General features: G+C 53.4%; 16 protein-coding genes. 8 read left to right on the top strand and 8 right to left on the bottom strand.

Translation table 11 applies throughout. The annotated features are described in order from the left end of the window. Positions 1-11: 11 nt before the first annotated feature. Together pseC and AUQ43_RS11730 are read right to left on the bottom strand one after the other, a co-directional pair. A complete protein-coding gene (gene pseC / locus AUQ43_RS11735) occupies positions 12-1217 on the bottom strand; it encodes a UDP-4-amino-4,6-dideoxy-N-acetyl-beta-L-altrosamine transaminase (protein ID WP_062956455.1) in 1206 nt (401 codons plus the stop codon). Then, complete coding sequence (locus tag AUQ43_RS11730; RefSeq protein ID WP_062956454.1) at positions 1214-1447, bottom strand: hypothetical protein; 234 nt, start codon at positions 1445-1447, stop codon at positions 1214-1216. Before AUQ43_RS11730 ends, pseC begins: the two co-directional genes overlap by 4 nt. A gap of 1121 nt (positions 1448-2568) precedes the next feature. Between AUQ43_RS11730 and AUQ43_RS11720 the strand changes: the two genes are divergently transcribed. The 4 genes from AUQ43_RS11720 to AUQ43_RS11705 all read left to right on the top strand — a co-directional run bounded on the left by AUQ43_RS11720 (position 2569) and on the right by AUQ43_RS11705 (position 7372). Continuing rightward, the gene (locus tag AUQ43_RS11720) at positions 2569-3741 is read left to right on the top strand and encodes an acetyl-CoA C-acetyltransferase (protein WP_062956452.1); all 1173 of its coding nucleotides are present in this window, start codon (positions 2569-2571) and stop codon (positions 3739-3741) included. 247 nt (positions 3742-3988) lie between these two features. Further along, positions 3989-4711, top strand: coding sequence for an acetoacetyl-CoA reductase (gene phbB / locus AUQ43_RS11715; protein ID WP_062956451.1), 723 nt, complete (start codon positions 3989-3991; stop codon positions 4709-4711). Positions 4712-4972: 261 nt separating this feature from the next. Continuing rightward, a complete protein-coding gene (locus tag AUQ43_RS11710; protein WP_181838531.1) occupies positions 4973-6409 on the top strand; it encodes a mannose-1-phosphate guanylyltransferase/mannose-6-phosphate isomerase in 1437 nt (478 codons plus the stop codon). 3 nt (positions 6410-6412) lie between these two features. Then, positions 6413-7372 carry a GDP-L-fucose synthase gene (locus AUQ43_RS11705; RefSeq protein WP_084272081.1) on the top strand — a complete coding sequence of 320 codons (960 nt, stop codon included), beginning with the start codon at positions 6413-6415 and terminating at the stop codon, positions 7370-7372. Positions 7373-7457: 85 nt separating this feature from the next. Here the strand turns inward: AUQ43_RS11705 and AUQ43_RS11700 are convergent, their stop codons facing one another. Further along, positions 7458-8051, bottom strand: coding sequence for a cysteine hydrolase family protein (locus AUQ43_RS11700; RefSeq protein WP_062956449.1), 594 nt, complete (start codon positions 8049-8051; stop codon positions 7458-7460). A gap of 114 nt (positions 8052-8165) precedes the next feature. On the opposite strand from AUQ43_RS11700, the gene AUQ43_RS11695 reads away from it, so the two are divergent. Continuing rightward, positions 8166-9050, top strand: coding sequence for a LysR family transcriptional regulator (locus AUQ43_RS11695; RefSeq protein ID WP_062956448.1), 885 nt, complete (start codon positions 8166-8168; stop codon positions 9048-9050). On the opposite strand, the gene AUQ43_RS11690 is transcribed toward AUQ43_RS11695, so the two are convergent. The 4 genes from AUQ43_RS11690 to AUQ43_RS11675 all read right to left on the bottom strand — a co-directional run bounded on the left by AUQ43_RS11690 (position 9037) and on the right by AUQ43_RS11675 (position 12778). Next, entirely contained in the window at positions 9037-9666 is a 630-nt protein-coding gene (locus AUQ43_RS11690) for a nucleoside triphosphate hydrolase (RefSeq protein WP_062956447.1), read from the bottom strand. The genes AUQ43_RS11695 and AUQ43_RS11690 overlap by 14 nt on opposite strands. 33 nt (positions 9667-9699) lie before the next feature. Next, positions 9700-10494, bottom strand: a complete 795-nt coding sequence (locus AUQ43_RS11685) for an ATP-binding cassette domain-containing protein (protein WP_062956446.1) — start codon at positions 10492-10494, stop codon at positions 9700-9702. Beyond that, positions 10491-11573, bottom strand: coding sequence for an ABC transporter permease (locus AUQ43_RS11680; protein WP_062956445.1), 1083 nt, complete (start codon positions 11571-11573; stop codon positions 10491-10493). Before AUQ43_RS11680 ends, AUQ43_RS11685 begins: the two co-directional genes overlap by 4 nt. A 176-nt stretch (positions 11574-11749) precedes the next feature. Further along, entirely contained in the window at positions 11750-12778 is a 1029-nt protein-coding gene (locus AUQ43_RS11675; protein WP_062956444.1) for a sugar ABC transporter substrate-binding protein, read from the bottom strand. A 226-nt stretch (positions 12779-13004) separates the two neighbouring features. Between AUQ43_RS11675 and AUQ43_RS11670 the strand changes: the two genes are divergently transcribed. Continuing rightward, entirely contained in the window at positions 13005-14252 is a 1248-nt protein-coding gene (locus AUQ43_RS11670) for an ROK family transcriptional regulator (protein ID WP_114129792.1), read from the top strand. A gap of 15 nt (positions 14253-14267) precedes the next feature. Here AUQ43_RS11670 and gloB read toward each other — a convergent pair whose 3' ends face one another. Continuing rightward, positions 14268-15038, bottom strand: coding sequence for a hydroxyacylglutathione hydrolase (gene gloB / locus AUQ43_RS11665; RefSeq protein WP_062956443.1), 771 nt, complete (start codon positions 15036-15038; stop codon positions 14268-14270). A 377-nt stretch (positions 15039-15415) separates the two neighbouring features. Here gloB and AUQ43_RS11660 point away from each other — a divergent pair, with 377 nt between their 5' ends. Both AUQ43_RS11660 and AUQ43_RS11655 read left to right on the top strand, forming a co-directional pair. After that, complete coding sequence (locus AUQ43_RS11660; RefSeq protein WP_232310663.1) at positions 15416-16246, top strand: class I SAM-dependent methyltransferase; 831 nt, start codon at positions 15416-15418, stop codon at positions 16244-16246. Between the two features lie 113 nt (positions 16247-16359). Further along, positions 16360-17151, top strand: coding sequence for an ABC transporter substrate-binding protein (locus tag AUQ43_RS11655; protein ID WP_062956442.1), 792 nt, complete (start codon positions 16360-16362; stop codon positions 17149-17151). Positions 17152-17213 lie beyond the last annotated feature (62 nt).

Genomic DNA, 17213 nt, shown 5'->3' with positions numbered 1-17213 from the left:
TTCTTTCGCCTTTATTTGCCAATTTCCTTCAAGCATTGAATAACCTTTTTTACGTCTGCCTCGGTCATGGCTTGATAAAGTGGCAGAGATAGGCACGTTTTGTAGAAATGAACGGCGCCAGGAAGGTCAAGTTCAGGTTGCAGTTTGCGGTAATAGGGCTGCAAGTGCACTGGTATATAGTGGACTTGAGTGCCAATACCCATGTCCTTTAAGTGGGTCATGATATGGTTTCGCCCTTTTCCGAGAAAATCATTCTCGAAAAGGGCTATCATCAAATGCGGACATGGCCGGCAAGTTGAAATCTTTGGAGATAGCTTGACACCTCTTGGAAGGTTATCCTCCATCGCATAATAAGCCTGCCGCAAATCCCGCCTGCGTTCGCGAAACTGATCCAGCCTTTTCAACTGACTGTAGCCGAGGGCGCATTGAATGTCTGAAGCGCGGTAGTTGTAGCCTGGCTCTGCCATTTCGTAGTACCATTGCCCCCAGTCACCAGAACGATCCCTGCCGAGCTCTGACGCAATAAAAGTATCTGTGTTCCTGCTCATGCCATGGTTTCGGAAGAGTTTTAGTTTCTCGTCCAGACGTGGGTTGTTTGTCGTGACCGCACCACCTTCGCCCATGGCAATTGTTTTTACCGGGTGGAAAGAGAAGGCTGTCATATCAGACCATGTGCAGTCCCCTGCAGTGTACCTAAAATCAGGACCGTAGGTTGTTCCAATTGCATGACAGGCGTCCTCAATGACGAACATCCCCTCGCGTCGGGCTATTTTTGCGATTGCTTCAATGTCACACATTTGACCAGCGAGATGCACCGGTACCACCACTTTAGGAGACAGGTTTGTTTCTTTTGCACGCGAAATCGCGTCTTCTAAGTGTTCAGGGCTCATTAGGCCTGTCTCAGGATTGCAATCTGCAAAAACAACCTCTGCGCCGGTGAAAGTCATCGCATTTGCAGACGCAAGGAAGGTAACGGATGGTACGATTGCCGCGTCGCCTTTCTGTAGCCCAGCAGCATGAGCGGCCATGTGAAGTGCAGCAGTGCCAGAGTTGCAAGCGATAGCAAATTGAGATTGAGTTTTTTCAGCAAGGAGGTCCTCAAATAGGTCAACTGCTGGGCCAGTCGTAAGAAAATCTGACTTGAGGACTTCGATCACAGCATCAATGTCTGTCTGATCGATTGACTGGCGACCGTAAGGAAGGAATTTATCTGTCACTGAAACTGTCTTTCAATAAAAGCCCACGCACGTATGATCGTGTATTTAAGATCATCAAACTGTGGTGTCCAGTTCAAGGCCTGTTTTGTTTTAAAGGCGCTTGCGACTGGTTTTTCCAGATCTCCCATTCGACGGGCAACGCATTCAGTCTGAAAATTGATCTTGGTCACATTCTGGGACAGTTTGAGAACATCAAGGACAGAACACCCTCTCTCGACTCCTGTTTTCATATCTTAAAAGTTCCCTCGGTCCAGACTAGGTAAATAATAATCAGGGAGAATAAGTGTAATTGCGTGGTCATCGACCTAGACATAATCTGCAAGCAGATGTTCCACTGTATCTAGGATAATCGGTTCCAAAGACGTTCAGTACAGCACCACTCTTCGCTACCATATGAGCTAACAGAGTGAGTACGTCTCCAGATCGCGACTATCGCCAGATTTTTCTCCAGACCTGAGTGAGACGCGTTGAAGTTTTGATATGCAAGCGCCTGAATTCAGCGGTTTGGCAAAAATCGCTAAGAATGATCTCGGTTATGGCTTTCGAGCGCCTATGTAAGTGGAAGGCGCACTGAGAATGTTTTTCGGTAATCAGTTTCTTGTTCGACACTGCATACAGAGCGAATTTCGAAGAAAACACAATTCGATTGGACTCAATTAAAAGGATTAAGGTGAATGGTGATTGTGAACCATTGAAATTGTAGGCATACAGATTACCGATGGCTCTCATTAGCTGCACCGATTAGATCAGGCTGGCAATATACATAGCTGCTGTAGAATTGTCTGCTGCAAATCCCTCAATCATTGTTGCTGACTAGTGAGCCCAGCTCTCAAGAAGAAACACCTAATTCAGTCCTGATTCACATGCCCCATTGTCGAGTTCTTAGAGTCGATAGAGGCAAGGATTTTTTCATAGAGTAACTCGCCCTCTACAATTGAGCCGCTCAACAATGGCTATGAGACGGAATCAGATCTCTAACAAGAGTTTCCTAATACCCGTAGACCGATTGAAAAATGATCAGGAAACCGCGATACAGTTATGTAGTTAATCCATGCCAGCTTATCTTTGGTGTCGAACCATTTCAGTAGGCCAGAATTCGAGAAAATACCAAAAATTTCTAACCGAGGCTTGCGATTGAAGCTGTTCAAGCAAACTCTTTATATATTGGTCGATAAGAAAAGTTCAGTTGGGTATTGCTTGCAAATCATCGTTGTGGACTGACCGAAAGTGGTAGGGATCAGTGCTTGGAATTCTGCTGCGGTGCGATAAGATCATGTCTGGATCTGAGCAAGGCCCGCAACGATCTTTGCCCGATCTTTGGAAACGTAATCAGGATTAATCGGAGGATCTCATGACCGACGTCGTAATTGTGGGTGCCGCACGGACACCAATCGGCGCATTCAGTGGCACGCTGGCCAATACCCCGGCGCACGATCTGGGTGCTGTTGCCATCAAGGCCGCACTTGAACGCGCAGGCGTCGAAGGCGATGCTGTTGACGAAGTGATCCTTGGTCAGGTCCTGACAGGCGGTCAGGGGCAGAACCCGGCGCGCCAGGCCGCGATTGGCGCAGGTATTTCTGACCGCGCGACCGCGTTTCTCATCAACCAGGTTTGTGGCTCGGGTCTGCGTACAGTCGCCCTTGCCGCCCAGCAGATCATGACCGGTGATGCCAATATCGTTGTTGCTGGCGGTCAGGAAAACATGTCGCTTTCGGGCCATGTGGCGCATTTGCGCGCGGGCCACAAAATGGGCGATGTCAAATTCATCGACAGCATGATCAAGGATGGTCTGTGGTGCGCGTTTAACGGCTATCACATGGGCAATACCGCAGAAAACATTGCCAACAAGTGGGGCATCTCGCGCGAAGAGCAGGACGCATTTGCCGCAAGCTCCCAGAACAAGGCCGAAGCCGCCCAGAAGGCTGGCCGCTTCGATGACGAAATTGCCGCGGTGACCATTCCCAACCGCAAAGGCGACATTGTCTTTGATACGGATGAATATCCGCGTCACGGTGCCTCACCCGAAGGCATGGCGAAGCTTCGCCCGGCGTTCGATAAGGAAGGTACGGTTACCGCTGGTAACGCATCGGGCATCAATGATGGCGCTGCAGCCCTGATTGTCATGTCAGCGGCTGAGGCGTCCAAGCGCGGCCTGACCCCGCTTGCCACCATCAAAAGCTGGGCAACGGCCGGTGTCGATCCGGCGATCATGGGGTCTGGTCCGATCCCGGCGTCGAAAAAGGCGCTTGAGAAGGCGGGCTGGTCGGCAGCCGACCTTGACCTGATCGAAGCCAACGAAGCCTTTGCCGCGCAGGCGATTGCAGTCAACCGCGACATGGGCTGGGATACCGACAAGGTCAACGTTAATGGCGGTGCGATTGCACTTGGCCATCCCATCGGCGCATCCGGCGCCCGTGTGTTCACCACATTGCTGCACGAAATGCAGAAACGCGATGCCAAAAAAGGTCTGGCGACGCTCTGCATTGGCGGCGGCATGGGGGTTGCGCTTTGCGTTGAACGCTAAGCGATCCTTTGCCGGAAAATAAAACATGCGGGGCGTCCTCTTGGCGGGGATGCCCCGTTTGCATTGATGCAACTTGTGCTGCAGTGCGACGAAAGACTAAGCGGCATTGCAAAAATCGATGATGGAGATGAAATAAAATTACATATATAACGCTTTTTATGGACTAATATTACGCTAGTCGTAGAAGGGCAAGCTACGGAAATCGCGATAATGACACGTTTGATGAACGAAGTTTAGGGAGGCGACCATGACAAAAACAGCACTGGTAACCGGTGGAACGCGCGGCATTGGCAAGGCCATCAGCCTGTCACTCAAGGACGCGGGCTATACCGTGGTTGCGAACTATGCTGGCAATGACGAGGCCGCGAAAGCCTTTACCGATGAAACCGGTATTGCGACCTATAAATGGAGTGTCGCCGACGCTGATGCGTGCGCTGCGGGCATCGCCAAGGTCGAGGTTGAAGTCGGGCCAATCGATATTCTGATCAACAATGCCGGCATTACCCGCGACGGCTTCATGCACAAGATGGAGACCGAGCAATGGAACGCGGTGATTGATACCAATCTGAGCTCGCTGTTTTACATGACCAAACCGGTTCTTGAAGGCATGCGCGCGCGTGGATTTGGCCGGGTTGTGAATATTTCCTCGATTAACGGGCAGGCAGGTCAGTTCGGCCAGACCAACTATTCTGCTGCCAAGGCAGGCGTGCACGGCTTTACCAAGGCACTCGCCCAGGAAGTCGCGCGCAAGGGGATTACGGTCAACACCATCGCGCCGGGCTATATCAATACCGACATGGTGGCGGCTGTTCCGGAAAAGGTACTCGAAGGCATTATTTCCAAAATTCCGGTCGGCCGTTTGGGCGAAGCAGCCGAGATCGCGCAGGCGATCCTCTATCTCTGCGGCCCGAATTCCGGCTTCATCACCGGTTCCTGCCTGTCGATTAATGGCGGTCAGCATATGTCGTGATGCGGCCTGATCGCACGAACCAAAACACCCCGCAAAATTTGCGGGGTGTTTTTTCGCGAGTATAAGGTTGGTGACCAAGCCGCGCCACAGAGCGAAAAATGCTTTTATTCTTTGATACTGTAAATGGTGAGTAAGGTTGCCTGAAGGTTTTAGGGGATTTGTTTGCCTTACAAGTGACTGAGATCTTGGAAGGGTGATACAAACTGTTCTATAAGCGGGGTCGGTTCTGAAAGACGCGTCAGCTGAAAGCGCAACTTAGACATGCGAGAAGAAAAAACCATCAAGCCCGTCATCATGTGCGGCGGGTCTGGGACAAGGCTGTGGCCGCTTTCACGCAAGGCGTTTCCCAAACAGTTCATTCCTCTGTATGACGGAAAGTCCCTATTTGAACTCACTCTTGATAGAGTGTCCCCTCTTGGCGATGTTCTGGCTGTTAGCGGGAATGATTACCGTTTTTTTGTTCAAGAGATTGCCGATAAGACCGGGCAGGACCTTATCCAAATCCTTGAACCTTGTGGGCGGGATACCGCGCCTGCAATGGGTTTGGCTGCAGCTTTTGAAGGAGGTCCTGATGACTTGCTTCTGTTTTGCCCCGCCGATCACTTTATTCCAAACGCAAACGAATTTCGCGCAATGGTCATTGGTGCTTTGGATCTCGCGAGTGGCGGATGGATTGTGACCTTCGGCGTTCAGCCAAGTGGACCAAGTACCGCTTACGGCTATATTGAAACAGGTGAGGGAATTCGTGGTGATGCTGCAAAGTCGGTGCGCTTTCACGAAAAACCCGATTGCGATACAGCTCTGAAATTCCTGTCCTCAGGCAAGTTCCTCTGGAACTCGGGTATTTTTCTGATCAAGCGGTCTGTGCTGCTTGAATCAATACAGGCCTTTGAGCCGACGATCTATGACAAATGTATTGCTTCAATTGCAAGTGCTGAACAGGACGGTGCATTCTGGCGGCCCGGAGCAGAATTCGTCGATGCAACGAATAAGAGCATCGACTATGCGGTGATGGAACGTGCGAACAATATCGCTGTAGTTCCGTTTAAGGGCGTGTGGAGTGATGTCGGCAGTTGGGATGCGATGTTTGCACTGAGCGAAGTTGACCAAGAGAATTGTGGCAAGCTCGGTGTCACCGAAAACATTCATTCGATTGATTCAAAGAACACCCTTGTACATGCCTCCGACCGTCGTCTCGTCGTGACAATCGGCACGCAAGATTTGGCGATTATTGATACTCCGGATGCCCTGATGGTAAGTGCGCTTGATCAAGTAGAAAAAGTAAAGGGTGTCGTGTCAGAGCTAGATGCAGCCGGTCGCGCGGAAGTACAAGAGCATCGCCGTGTCGCACGCCCTTGGGGCGCGTACGATAGCATTGATCATAGCGACCGATTCCAGGTCAAACGCATTACTGTCAAGCCAGGTGCAAGACTCTCTTTACAAAGACATAACCATCGCGCTGAGCACTGGATCGTTGTTAAAGGAACAGCACTGGTAACGCGCGAAGATGAAAACTTCCTGCTACACGAGAACGAATCAACCTATATTCCCCTAGGTGCGGTTCACCGAATGGAGAATCCCGGAAAAACCCCGCTTGAGCTTATAGAGGTTCAGTCGGGCACATACTTGGGTGAAGACGATATCGTACGTTTTGACGATCAGTATGGACGGGAAACTGAGAAGAAAGAAGGGAATTAGGGGGTGAAAAGAAGGATTTTTGTCGCCGGCCATAAAGGCATGGTCGGAAGCGCAATTGAACGACTGTTGGTATCAGACGTTGACGTCGAGGTTGTAACCGCTGAGCGTAAAGACTTAGATCTTGAGAAGCAGGCTGCCGTAGACCTTTTTCTTTCTGAGAACAAAGTTGATGAGGTTTATCTGGCAGCGGCCAAGGTGGGTGGCATTTATGCCAATAATACTTTCCCCGCCGACTTCATATACAAGAATATCTTGATTGAAGCCAATGTGATCGGAGCGGCACATAAGAACGACGTTCAAAAACTTCTCTTCCTTGGGTCAAGCTGCATTTACCCGCGGGCTGTGGCGCAGCCAATGCGAGAAGACGCGCTTTTGACCGGTGTGCTCGAAAGCACCAATGAACCCTACGCGATAGCCAAGATCGCAGGCATCAAGCTCTGTGAATCCTTTAACAGGCAATATGGTCGGGACTATCGCAGTGTGATGCCGACCAACCTTTATGGTCCAGGTGACAACTACCATCCGGAAAACAGTCACGTTATTCCGGCTCTCTTGCGCCGATTCCACGAGGCAAAGGTTTCGGGCGCCAGCGAAGTCATAGTCTGGGGAAGTGGCAAGCCTTATCGCGAATTCCTGTTTGTCGATGATATGGCGGCAGCGAGTATTCACGTCATGAACTTGGATCATGCAACTTACAAGGCAAATACCGAGGAAATGTGCAGCCACATCAACGTTGGATATGGCTCGGATGTGACTATCCAAGAATTGGCGAAAGAAATAGCAAAAACTGTTGGCTTTACTGGAAAGATCGCGTTTGATGCTTCCAAGCCGGACGGTACCATGCGTAAATTGATGGATAGTGAGCGTCTGTTTGCAACCGGTTGGAGGCCATCAGTTGATCTGCAAACTGGCTTGGCGATAGCTTATGATGATTTTCTCAGTGGCGAGACCCGTGAAGCTTAGCAAAGCTGATAATACTAGAAACCCAAGAAAGCGTCCCTCGACTATCGCAGGACGCTTTCTTGTTTTAGTGATCGGTCAGCGCTAGTTATGCCGCGAGAATCTCTTTCATCGTGACAATCTTGGCAAAGGCGTCGGCCAGCATCGCCAGTTCGTTGTTATGCAGGTCCGCTGCCAGAATGGTTTTGCCGGTGAGGGTGTCGGGCAAATCGCGGGTTGCGGTGGCGTCTGCCACGACGGTGACCTGATAGTCCTTTTCGTTGGCGACACGTGCGGTGGTCGATACGCACAGATGGGTCATGAAACCCGTCAGTACGACATGGTCAAAACCGCCTTGTTTCAGCAACTCTTCAAGTTTGGTGCCGCCAAAAGAACTTGGTACGGACTTGGTCAGGATCGCCTCACCCTGATGCGGGGTAACTTCAGGCATGATTGCAGCATAGGGACCACTTGGATCAAACAGGCCCTCTGCATGGTGCTGTACATGGATCACCGTGCCGCCCTGATCGCGCCAATGGGCAAGCAGCGTCTGGATATTTGCAAGGGCCGGCGAGAGCCCGGACAACTTCAGTTTGCCATCACGGTATTCTTCCTGTGCATCAATCACGATCAATGCGGCGTTCTTGGGCGTTCCGGTCGGAAGAACAGCACCGGCGATATCAAAAATGGTTTGCGCAGTCATATCGGGATCCTTGGGTTATCGTTTTGATGCCTCATTATTGATCTGCGAATTTGCATTATCCATCGGCATTAATTCGGCTAATATCTGCAATTATGCAGAAATCTGGAGCGTCAAATGCCCCTTGATTGGGAAGGATTGCGGACCTTTGCACTGGTCTGCCAGGCCGGGAATATGAGTGCCGCCGCCCGTGAACTGGGTGTCAATCAGACCACGGTGGCACGGCGCATTGCCCGCCTTGAGGAATGGGTCGGCTATAGCGTCCTTCATCGCGATGGCCGGGCTGTTAGCCCGACAGCCCGCGCACAGGCCCTTCTGCAAACTGCCTTGCAAATGCAGGAAAACGTCTCAGGGCTTTTGGCGCAGGAACCGCAGGCGGAAAACGATACCAGGCAAATCAGTGGCATTGTCCGGCTGACCGGTGTTGATGCAATCTTGCAAGATTGTGTTGCCCCGCATGTGGCGTCCTTGCATCGGCGCTATCCGGGCATTGCACTGGAATTGATCGGCGCCAACCGCAATCTTAGCCTTGCGCAACGCGAAACCGATATTGCCATCCGCCTTGCCCGTCCCGAAACCGGTGCGTTTCATATTCGACGTCTGGGGTGTCTGCAATTTGGCGTCTTTTGTAACCCCGACGGGTTGCCGCCGGATGCCCTTGATCCGGCAAAACTGCCATGGATCGACCTTGATGAATTTTTTGCCGATAAGCCCGAACAGAAATGGCTGTCGGATCATTTCCCGGATCGCAAGACAATCGGATACGCCAATCGTGGGTCGATCATGGCATCAATGATGGCGGGCCATGCGTGTTGTGCGCTCCTGCCGATGTGCGTGGGCGCGCGGATTGATGGCCTTACCTTGCTTGAAGGCTATCATCCGGTTGGTCGCGAAGTCTGGCTTCTGACCCATCAGGACAAACGCCACCTGCCGCCGGTCCGTGCCGTTGCCGACTGGCTGGTGGATATTCTTCTGGATGGGGAATTTATCAGCCGCCTGTAACCACGATGTCGGCCAGTTTGCTGAGCCGTGCAACGGTTACGGCATTGGGCAGGTCGTTTCGTTCCGCCTTGGTGCGTGCGCCCTCATCATCAAAGCCAAAAGAGCGCCATCGTTCCATCAGGCGCACACGAAGCTTTTCTTGGGGTACATCAAGATAGATCGACAGATCAAACAGCGTATGCAGCTGGTTCCAGGGTGTCTGATCAAGAAGCAGGTAATTGCCTTCGACAAGAATGATTTTGTGGTTTGGTGTGATCACACGGGCGGAGCCGCGCGATATTTCAAGTGTGCGGTCAAACAGCGGGACGTAAACGTCTTCGTTTGGCGTGTCGCGAAGCGCGATAAGTGTGCGTTTGAGCCCGCCGACATCGAATGTCTCTGGCGCACCCTTGCGCTCCAGAAGATCGCGTTCTTCCAGAACGGCATTGTCAAAATGAAACCCGTCCATCGGCACCACAGCAGCCCCGGCTTTATCACCCCCCAGATGGTGATAAAGCCGGTCGGACAAGGTTGACTTGCCCGAGGCTGGTGCACCGACGATGGCAACAAGAATGCGGCCCTTGTCGGCGTGCTTGGCGCGAATGGCGTCTGCCAACGCGTCGAGATCAGGTGTCATGAAACTGGGCTTCTCATATCCGGGTACGTTATTTTATGCGGCTTCTTCTGCCGGGGGCTCTTTGGCCCCCGTCATGAAGGCAACCGCGTCTGACATGCTGTAATCATCGGGTTTGATGGTGCAAAGACGTTTGCCCAGCCGATGCACATGAATGCGATCGGCAACTTCGAAGACATGCGGCATGTTGTGCGAAATCAGCACAATCGGCATGCCGCGCGCCTTCACATCGGCAATCAGATCTAGCACGCGACGGCTTTCCTTGACGCCAAGGGCGGCGGTCGGTTCATCCATGATCACAACGCGCGATCCGAATGCTGCCGCACGGGCAACCGCAACGCCCTGACGCTGCCCCCCCGAAAGGGTTTCAACCGCCTGATTGATGTTCTGAATGGTCATCAGGCCAAGCTCAGAAAGCTTCTCACGCGCCAGACGCTGCATTTCCTTATGGTCCAGCGCCCCGAAATACTTGCCCATGACGCCCTTTTTGCGAAGCTCGCGACCCATGAACATGTTATCGGCAATCGACAGTGCGGGCGAAAGTGCAAGGTTCTGATACACCGTTTCAATTCCGGCTTCGCGAGCTTCCATTGGCGATGTGAACTGGATCGGTTTGCCATCCAGTTCGATACTGCCTTCATCAATGGTCACAGCGCCCGAAAGCGCCTTGATCAGCGATGATTTGCCCGCACCGTTATCGCCGATCACGGCAAGAACCTCGCCAGGATAAAGATCAAAATCGGCATAGTTCAGGGCGGTGACGCGTCCATATCGTTTGACGATGCCGCGTGCCTTAAGAACAGGTTGCACAGATTGGGAAGTGTTGCTCATGACGACACCTTTCTGATCCACTGGTCGATGGCGACAGCAATAATGGTCAGCCAGCCGATGGCAAAGACCTGCCAGAGAACATCCACGCCTGCCAGTCTGAGGCCGGAATTAAACACGCCAACGATCAATGCCCCGATCAGCGGACCAATGATCGATCCACGTCCGCCAAACAGCGAAATGCCCCCGATGACAACAGCGGTAATCGATTGCAGGTTGGCTTCCTGGAAACTCTGTGGCGAAACAGAACCCACACGTCCGATGGATGCCCACGCGCCAATCGCGCAAACCAGCCCGGCCAGGCAATAAACCATGATCAGGGTGCGGTTGGTGCGAATGCCCGAAAGCTCGGCAGCTTCCTTGTCATCGCCAATGGCATAAACATGCCGACCCCAACTGGTATGATTAAGGATGTACCAAAGCACCCCAAAGATCACCAGCATCAGGATCGACCCATAGGTGATCCGGGCCCCGCCAAGCGCGATGCTTTCGCCAAAGAATTTCAAAAGCGGGGCGATTTCATCCAACGTCTGGCTGCGGATTGATTGTGCGCCCGAAAGCCAAAGATTAAGCGCAAAGAAAATATTCCATGTGCCCAGCGTCACGATAAACGGCGGTAACTTGATCCGGGTTACCAAAAACCCGTTCAGCGCCCCGGCACAGATCCCGCCAATGCAGCCGATCACAATGGCAATCGGGGCCGGGATGCCGATGGTCACGGCAAGCTGCCCCATAATGACCGACATCAGAACCATGATCGCCCCGACCGAAAGGTCAATCCCGGCGGTCAGGATCACAAGGCTTTGCGCCGCTGCCAGAATGCCGATGATCGACACCTGCTGCATGATCAGCGACAGGTTAAACGGTGAAAAGAATTTACTGCCGGCGACAAAGCCGAAAATGATGATCGAAAATATCAGAACAATCACCGGCACCATCGTCGGGTTGCCGTGCAGGAAGTGCTGCACACTGTCAAACAGACTGCGGTGTTTATGTTCGAATTGGGCGACATTGCTGTCGCTGGAGTCAAGCGCGTGCTCGAATTCCTGTTTCTGGCGCGACGATTTTGATGTCTCGCTCATCGTTTCCTCCGGACCTGGTCAAAACGGGATCAGGTATTCCTGATCCGGTTGTTGTCACCGCCCGGCTCTGATGGCTGGTTGGTTCGGGGTGACAGACCAAGTGTAAAGCAATGTGGGACAAGGAGGGCAGGGGATAATACTGCCCTCCTTCGAAGCAGGTCAGGATAAGCCCCGGATTAACCCCAGCAGCGATCCATGCCTTCGGCAACGTCAATCGACGGAACACCGTCTACCGGCTGATCGGTCACAAGGTTCACACCCGTGTTATAGAAGTTAAGGCCCTGGCTGTTCTGCGGCTTTTCACCGCTGTCAGCCCATGCCTTGATCGCTTCGATGCCCTTGGATGCCATCAGCAACGGATATTGCTGCGAGGTCGCACCAATCACGCCGTCCTTGACGTTGGCGACACCCGGGCAACCGCCATCGACCGAGACGATCAGAACGCCGTCTTCCATGCCAAACGACTTAAGTGCTTCATAGGCGCCAGCTGCTGCCGGTTCGTTGATGGTGTAAACCACATTGATGTCAGGATCGCGCTGCATCAGGTTTTCCATCGCGGTGCGGCCGCCTTCCTCGTTGCCGTTGGTCACATCGTGGCCAACGATCCGGTCGTCATCCTCGTCCCCGATCTTGTTGGGGTCCTTGATGTCGATCCCGAATCCTTTCATGAAGCCCTGATCGCGCAGCACATCAACCGATGGCGCGCTCGGTGCCAGGTCAAGCATGGCGATTTTGGCGTCGGATGCCTTGTCGCCAAGCTTGGCGGCCGCCCACTGACCAATCAGCTCACCGGCCTTGAAGTTGTCCGTGGCAAAGGTCGCATCGGCCGCATCAATCGGCTCAAGCGGCGTGTCGAGTGCGATCACGATCAAGCCAGCGTCGCGTGCCTTTTTCACGACCGGTACAATTGCCTTGGTGTCCGACGCGGTCAGAAGGATGCCCTTTGCACCTGATGCAATGCACGATTCGATGGCCTGAACCTGCGTTTCATGGTCCCCGTCAATCTTGCCGGCATAGGTCGAAAGATCGATGCCAAGTTCTTCGGCCTTGGCAGATGCCCCTTCCTTCATTTTGACAAAGAACGGGTTGATGTCGGTTTTGGTGATCAGGCAGGCGCCGATTTCATCGGCTTTTGCGGTGTTTGGTTCAGCGGAAATACCAAGTGCAAGCGCACCAAGGGCCGCGCCAAGAAGTGCTTTCTTCATTTGTTTCCTCCCAGGATTGAACCTGAATATGTGGCCATTTGGGCCTGATTTGATTGTTTTCCAACAGGTCGTGGCGCAGTTTTTTGGGTTGGGCCTTCAACCTGCATGGCGCTTACGACACACCAAATGGGCGAGGCTGTCAATTAATAAATCCGATTGATTTATTAATTATTCCTGTCACTGTGAACGGTAATCAGGCTATCTAATGTCTGAGTGGGAGGACCAAATGACAGACAGCATCTCTGCAAACCCGGATGATACCGGGGCGGATGATCGCAATACGCGTCCGTTGCATCCTGGCGGGGGCGCAAATCAGCTTCGCGTGCGTGCCTATAACGAACGGCTTGTGCTGTCGCTTGTGCGTCGAAATGCCGGTTTGTCAAAGGCCGATATCGCAAGGCTTTCGGGCCTTTCTGCCCAGACCGTTTCCGTGATCATGCGTGCTCTTGAAAAAGACGGCCTCTTGATGCGCGGCACCCCGGTGCGTGGCAAGGTTGGCAAGCCCAAAGTACCCATGGCGCTCAATCCCGACGGGGTCTATTCCTTTGGTCTTAAAATCGGCCGACGCAGTGCTGAATTGATCCTGATGGATTTTGTTGGGTCAGTACGGGCAACCAAACGCGAAGCCTATAAGTATCCGACACCTGATGGTATTCGCCGGTTTGTCCGGGAATCGGTCGATGACATCATTTCCGGTCTGTCCCGCAATCAGATTGATCGCATCGCCGGGGTCGGAATAGCCGCCCCGTTTGAGCTTTGGAACTGGGTCGATGAAGTCGGCGCGCCCGTCGAAGACATGAATGCCTGGCGTGAGGTTGATCTGGTCGAAACCATCGGCGCCATCGTGCCATTCCCGGTCTTTCAGCAAAATGACGCGACAGCGGCCTGCGGGGCGGAACTGGTCTTTGGTCTTGGTCCCAACTATTCCGACTTCGCCTATTTCTTTATCGGGTCATTTATTGGCGGTGGGGTGGTGCTTAATCAGGCGCTTTACGCCGGACGTACGGGCAATGCCGGCGCGTTTGGTTCCATGCCGGTATCGTCGCGCAGCGGTCACCCCAGCCAGCTGATCGATCAGGCATCTATCTTCGTGCTTGAAGAAATGCTGACCCGCGAAGGTCGTGACCCGGCAATGCTGTGGCGCGATCCGGACTACTGGCACGGGCTGGGGGATACCCTTGATATCTGGATTTCCCATACCGCACGCAGTCTGGCGATTGCCATTACATCGGTTTGTTCGGTGATTGATTTCGAAGCGGTTATCGTTGATGGCGGTTTCCCGGCCGATGTCTGTGATCGGGTGGTTGCGGCCACGCGCGCTGCCATTTCAGAACTTGATTTACAGGGAATTGAAAGCCCGCGCATCGAACAGGGACAGGTAGGCAGTGCCGCACGCGCCATAGGCGCGGCAAGTCTGCCGCTGTTTTCGCGCTATCTGCTTGATCAGAACGTGTTGTTCAAACAGATGGCCTGATCTGCGATCAGCTTCCTAGAAATTATCTTTGCGTTTGCGAATCTCGGTAAAGATCGCAACCGGGCTTTCGCCGTTCATTCCAATTGCCTCGGCAACGGACGGGTCATCGGCGCGCAGGAACGGGTTGGTGGCAAGCTCCACATCCAGGCGCGATGGAATGGTCGGCAAGTTGCGGACACGAAGTCCGTCAATATCCTGACAGCGTGCCGTCAAAATCGGGTTGTTGGGTTCAATCGTTTTGGCGAAGTTCGCGTTGGCCTGGGTATATTCATGACCGCAATAGACTTGCGTGCTCGCCGGAAGGCCCCGGAATTTCTGCAAGGAATGCCACATCTGTTCCGGCGTGCCTTCAAACAGGCGCCCGCAGCCAAGTGCAAACAGGCTGTCACCTGAAAACAGCGCTGTGATTGCCGGGAAGTAAAACGCAATATGCCCGCTGGTATGGCCCGGGACATCGAAAACCTTGCCCTCAAGGTCGCCAATCAGAACCTGATCACCCTCGGCACAGGTTTCATCCATGTCGGGAATACGTGCGGTTTCCGCCGCCGGACCGAGCAATTTGGCACCGTATTTCTCGATCAATTCGGCATTGCCGCCGATATGGTCATGGTGGTGGTGAGTGTTGATCACCAGATCAAGGTTCCAGTCACGCTCTTCAAGTGCGGCAATCACCGGGGCTGCTTCGCCCGGGTCGATGATGGCGGTGACTTCGCTGCGGTGGCAGCGCACAAGATAGGTGTAATTGTCTGAAAGACAGGGAATGACGATGACTTCACCCGCAGCCATGGCGTACCTCAAAATGTAATTTATCTGTTGGGCAAGACTATCAGGATGTAGGCTCAGGACCTATTAATTTGGTTTGAATGGTTCACCGGGTTTGTGCGGATACGCGAAGCAAAACCGCAGGAAGATATGTATCTTTCAAGGCTTTGCAACAAAGTTGCCCGTGCAAACCCGGTGACTCCAAAGGACAGACGTTATATTTGCAAACTCCTGCGTCAAACCCCTAGGCCGGGATACCAGCCCGCCCGGCGGGCCTTTCCTTGGATTTCACAAATACAACGTCTGCCATTCCAATCAAATTAATAGGTCCTGAGCCTAGTGTCTTGAAACAATCACGCAAAAACATTCCCGTGCTGGACCGGGGATGATAGGCTGATCGCATGCGTCAGGATGTCGTTGATCTTCACCGTTTTTATGCCAGCAGCATCGGGCAGGCCGCACGGCGCCTGATCCGCAGGCGTTTGCGCGTCATGTGGTCGGATGTCCGCGGTATGCGGGTGCTGGGCTTTGGCTATGCCACGCCGTACTTGCGCCCATTTATTGGCGAGGCGGAGCGCGTCATGGCCTTCATGCCAGCCCAGCAGGGCTGCGTTCATTGGCCTGCCGGTGAAGACAACCGTGTGGCACTGACCGAAGAAACCATGTTGCCGCTGTCTGATAGTTCGGTGGATCGCATTTTGGTTGTGCATCTGGTCGAACATACGGACTCGATGCGTCGCCTGATGCGCGAATGCTGGCGCGTACTGACGCCCAATGGCCGGATTGTTGTGGTGACACCCAACCGAAGCTCGCTCTGGTCGTGGTCGGAAAAAACGCCCTTTGGCTATGGCCATCCCCATAGCGTGTCGCAGCTGCAAAACCTGCTGCGCGAAAACATGTTCCTGCCGGTCCAGCACAGCCGTGCGCTTTTCATGCCGCCAACCAACATCCGGCTTCTGCTGCGGTGGTCGCAAATGTTTGAAAATATCGGCTCGCGCCTGTTCAAGGCCTTTGCCGGTGTCTCGATTGTCGAGGCCGGAAAGCAGCTTTACGCCAGTTCCGGCACGCCGCAACGCAAACGCCGTCTTGTCCATATCCCCGTTACGGTCCCGCCACTGCGTCCGGCCGATGGCAACCGGCAGCACAGGGAGTGTTGCGAAGATGCTGATGACGGGCAGGCGGCCAAGTCCAAAACGGCGTCAGATCATCAGACGGTCAAGAAAACCGACTGATCTGAAACATGGTGTTACGCCATCGCAATTGACAGGCAGCACAGGTTTGTCTGAATAATAGAACCATGAATTTCAGGAACGCATTGCGAAATACAGTCAGATTTGCAGGTAGCATGCTTGTCGGCCATGCGCTGGCCGGGGCATATATGGCGACGGCCCAAACAGTGCAGGACAGCAACGTCCCGCGGACCATCACGCTCTATGCCGAAGACAGCAACAGACCCTATGCCTTTCTGGATGGTGCGGTGGCTGACGGCATTTATGTCCGCATCCTGCAAGAGGCGTTTGAACATCTGCCAGCCTATCAGCTTGATATCGTTAGCGTGCCGTTTCGCCGCGGGATGGATCTGCTCGAGAGCGGCAAGATCATGGGGTTTTTCCCACCCTATGAACGTGCGGACCGGGACTGGATCGAACGTTATTCCATCCCGATTCTGCGCGAAACCGTGGTGGTGATTTGCAGCAAGGATTACGCCCAAAGCAACGAGCTGCACCTTTTCCCGGAAGATTTCAGAGGCGCACGCTTTGCCAATAATGCCGGCTACCGCCTGGCTGGTCCGGCATTCTTTGACATGGTCGAGGCTGGCCGGATTACGCTTGAAGAAGCCAACACCACGGCCAGTAATCTGCGTTTCCTGATGGCAGGCCGCGTTGATTGTTATGTCAATGAGCGGATGGCCATTCTGGCGGGGATGCGCGAACTGGGTGTGGATAATGCAACGTCCCGCCTGTTTAACGAAGTCGCGATCATTGGTCAGGAATTCGGCTATGTCGCATTCGGGCCGGACCCGGATGGCAACTGGCCCTATCGCGATCAGTTTGCCGACGCGCTTGATCAGGTCCTGCGTGAGATGCGCGATAGCGGCGAGATTGACCGGCTGGTCGTTTCCTATTTTGCCTATTGATTGCCCGACGATTTAATCTGCGGGCACAAAAAAACAGGCCACCCGAAGGTGGCCTGTCTAAA

The organism is Thalassospira sp. MCCC 1A01148, assembly GCF_001613795.1.
Taxonomy (GTDB): domain Bacteria; phylum Pseudomonadota; class Alphaproteobacteria; order Rhodospirillales; family Thalassospiraceae; genus Thalassospira.
This window is presented reverse-complemented; position numbering and strand designations above follow the sequence as displayed.

What these genes read in the sequence shown, in the direction of transcription:
- AUQ43_RS11730 (WP_062956454.1), bottom strand. Translation starts at nt 1,447, where the DNA reads ATGAAAACAGGAGTCGAGAGAGGGTGTTCTGTCCTTGATGTTCTCAAA.
- AUQ43_RS11720 (WP_062956452.1), top strand. Translation starts at nt 2,569, where the DNA reads ATGACCGACGTCGTAATTGTGGGTGCCGCACGGACACCAATCGGCGCA.
- phbB (WP_062956451.1), top strand. Translation starts at nt 3,989, where the DNA reads ATGACAAAAACAGCACTGGTAACCGGTGGAACGCGCGGCATTGGCAAG.
- AUQ43_RS11710 (WP_181838531.1), top strand. Translation starts at nt 4,973, where the DNA reads ATGCGAGAAGAAAAAACCATCAAGCCCGTCATCATGTGCGGCGGGTCT.
- AUQ43_RS11700 (WP_062956449.1), bottom strand. Translation starts at nt 8,051, where the DNA reads ATGACTGCGCAAACCATTTTTGATATCGCCGGTGCTGTTCTTCCGACC.
- AUQ43_RS11695 (WP_062956448.1), top strand. Translation starts at nt 8,166, where the DNA reads ATGCCCCTTGATTGGGAAGGATTGCGGACCTTTGCACTGGTCTGCCAG.
- AUQ43_RS11690 (WP_062956447.1), bottom strand. Translation starts at nt 9,666, where the DNA reads ATGACACCTGATCTCGACGCGTTGGCAGACGCCATTCGCGCCAAGCAC.
- AUQ43_RS11685 (WP_062956446.1), bottom strand. Translation starts at nt 10,494, where the DNA reads ATGAGCAACACTTCCCAATCTGTGCAACCTGTTCTTAAGGCACGCGGC.
- AUQ43_RS11680 (WP_062956445.1), bottom strand. Translation starts at nt 11,573, where the DNA reads ATGAGCGAGACATCAAAATCGTCGCGCCAGAAACAGGAATTCGAGCAC.
- AUQ43_RS11675 (WP_062956444.1), bottom strand. Translation starts at nt 12,778, where the DNA reads ATGAAGAAAGCACTTCTTGGCGCGGCCCTTGGTGCGCTTGCACTTGGT.
- AUQ43_RS11670 (WP_114129792.1), top strand. Translation starts at nt 13,005, where the DNA reads ATGACAGACAGCATCTCTGCAAACCCGGATGATACCGGGGCGGATGAT.
- gloB (WP_062956443.1), bottom strand. Translation starts at nt 15,038, where the DNA reads ATGGCTGCGGGTGAAGTCATCGTCATTCCCTGTCTTTCAGACAATTAC.
- AUQ43_RS11660 (WP_232310663.1), top strand. Translation starts at nt 15,416, where the DNA reads ATGCGTCAGGATGTCGTTGATCTTCACCGTTTTTATGCCAGCAGCATC.
- AUQ43_RS11655 (WP_062956442.1), top strand. Translation starts at nt 16,360, where the DNA reads ATGCTTGTCGGCCATGCGCTGGCCGGGGCATATATGGCGACGGCCCAA.